The organism is Halorubrum sp. SD612, assembly GCF_002135005.1.
Genome location: NZ_NEWI01000270.1, coordinates 1 through 2,262, shown reverse-complemented (window position 1 = coordinate 2,262; position 2,262 = coordinate 1). Strand labels below are relative to the sequence as shown.

Below are 2,262 nucleotides of genomic sequence, written 5' to 3'. Positions count from 1 at the left end.
TGATCCTCGACGGCGAGGCGGAGTCGGCGGACGACAGGGAGCGGGGCGTGTGGCCCTCCGTCGACGAGGGAGACGCCAACGCCGACGGCGCGACCGCGTGGCCCGACCACGGCGGGGAGGACGAGGGGTTCAGCGCGGAGGTCGGCGAGGGCGGCGACGCCGGCGTCGAGTTCGGCGGGGGGCTCACCCCGGAGGCCGCGGACCGAGAGGAGACGGAGGAAGGGACGGAGTACGTCGAGGCGCCGGACGACGCCGAGAGCGTCGCGTTCGACGCCGGCGGCGAGGACGGGACGGGGATCACCCGGGGCGAGAGTCCCGAACTGGAGACGATAGGGGACGACGAGCCGACCGAGTACTACTGTCCCGAGTGCGGGATGGTCCGGGCCGCGGACGGGAGTTCGATGCGCGCGGGCGACATCTGTCCGGAGTGTAAGCGCGGCTACGTCGACGAACGGCCCCGGTAGGCGGCCCGGAAACGGACCGCGTCGGCGGCCGAACGCGTCGAGCGACCGTGACGAAACTGGTTTACGCCGGCCTGTCGAACGGTCGCGGCATGAAGGAGTACAAGATGCGACGCGGCGAGCATCTGGACGACCGCATGCCGGACCTGAAGGCCTCCGTCGAGGAGTACTTCGGCGAGGTCACGGGCACCGAGGAGTGGGAGGGCCACGAGCTGTACGTCGTCGAGGACCCCGACAACCCCGTCTTCGACCGGATCGTCGCGGGCGCCGCCGAGTACGGCAGCAAGAAGGACAAGCTGGCGGTCCACTTCGAGGAGCGGCCCGCCGAGGACGTCATCGCCGAGGGGAACGCCGACGCCGCCGCGGACGCCGTCGACGCGAAAAACGAGTTCCTCCTGGAGGCGACCGGTCGCGACGCGAAGTCGCGACGCGACTCGCTGAAGCGCGAGGTCGAGGACGACGCGCCCGACTACTGATCGGGTTTCGCCGCCGTCGGAGCCGCCTTCTCTCGCCGAGAGCCGTTCGAAGTGGCTTTTTAAACGCCGTTCCGAGGTCGATAGCGTCCCGCTCGTCGGACCGGAACCGGTCGGGGGCGTCGCCTCGGTGCGCGAGAGTGTCAGGATCGATCGGTTAAATGTTTATTCAGATTTGAGTTAAAACTTCGCTATTTTTAATACGTGCGGGGTTCAAGGGCGTGTATGAGCATCGAAACGGTCGTACTGGCGGTCGGCACCGAAGACGAGAAGCGCACCGAGCGGCTCGCGAGCGAGATTATCGCCCTCGCGGGACCGGCAGACGCCGAGGTCGTGTTGACCCACGTGTTCGGCGAGAAGGAGTTCGACGAGACCCGCTCGAAGCTGGGGTTCGACCCGGACGGCGAGAACTCGACCCCGGACGCGGTCGCGGAGCGACACAGGACCATCCGGGAGCTCTCGAAGGCGCTGTCGGCGGCCGGCGTGCGACACTCGATCCGCGGCGCGGTCGGCGACCTCGCGGAGGAGGTCGTTCAGACCGCCGAGGGGCTCGAAGCCGACCGCGTCGTCGTCGGCGGCCGGCGGCGCTCCCCGACCGGGAAGGCCGTCTTCGGCAGCGCGGCGCAGGAGGTCATGCTCTCCGCGCCGTGCCCGGTGACGTTCGTCCGCGAGTCGGCATCGTAACGCGATTCCGCGGAGACGACATCGTTTTTTTATCCCCGCTCGACCGCGCGAAGCGCCCCGCTTAAGTGAGGCGGGTCCGCGCTTACACCCGATGTACTACGTGGGCGTCGATCTCGGGGCGACGAACGTCCGAGCGGTCGTCGGCGACGAGACCGCGGCGGTCCTCGGCGCCGCGTCGCGAGGCACGCCGCGGGGGCCGAACGGCATCGCCGTCACGGAGGCCGTCTTGGAGGTGACTCGGGGGGCCTGTGCGGACGCGGGGATCGAACCGAGCGAGGCGGTCGCGGCCGGTATCGGCTCGATCGGCCCGCTCGACCTGGCGGAGGGGATCGTTCAGGGCCCCGCGAACCTCCCGGACACCGTCGAGCGCATCCCGCTCGTCGGCCCGGTGGGTCGGCTTCTCGACACCGAGGAGGTGTACCTCCACAACGACACCATCGCGGGCGTCATCGGCGAGCGGTTCCACTCCGAGCGCAACCCCGACGACATGGTGTATCTCACCATCTCCTCGGGGATCGGCGCGGGGGTGGCCGTCGACGGCAACGTGCTCTCGGGGTGGGACGGCAACGCCGGCGAGGTCGGCCACATGACCGTCGACCCGCACGGGTTCATGACCTGCGGCTGCGGGCTCGACGGTCATGTGG

At 69.6% G+C, this 2,262-nt stretch carries 3 protein-coding genes and 1 pseudogene; all 4 read left to right on the top strand.

Annotated features, from left to right (window positions below; all coding sequences use genetic code 11):
- A pseudogene (locus tag B9G38_RS16250) lies at positions 1–464 on the top strand (hypothetical protein); the annotation flags it as partial.
- Positions 465–553: 89 nt separating this feature from the next.
- Positions 554–937: a DUF5611 family protein gene (locus tag B9G38_RS16245; protein WP_086221071.1), complete on the top strand. Its 384-nt coding sequence runs from the start codon at positions 554–556 to the stop codon at positions 935–937.
- Between the two features lie 222 nt (positions 938–1,159).
- Positions 1,160–1,618, top strand: a complete 459-nt coding sequence (locus B9G38_RS16240) for a universal stress protein (protein ID WP_086221070.1) — start codon at positions 1,160–1,162, stop codon at positions 1,616–1,618.
- A 91-nt stretch (positions 1,619–1,709) separates the two neighbouring features.
- Positions 1,710–2,262, top strand: a 553-nt coding sequence (locus tag B9G38_RS16235) for an ROK family protein (RefSeq protein WP_143415557.1), incomplete at its 3' end; no start/stop codon positions are given.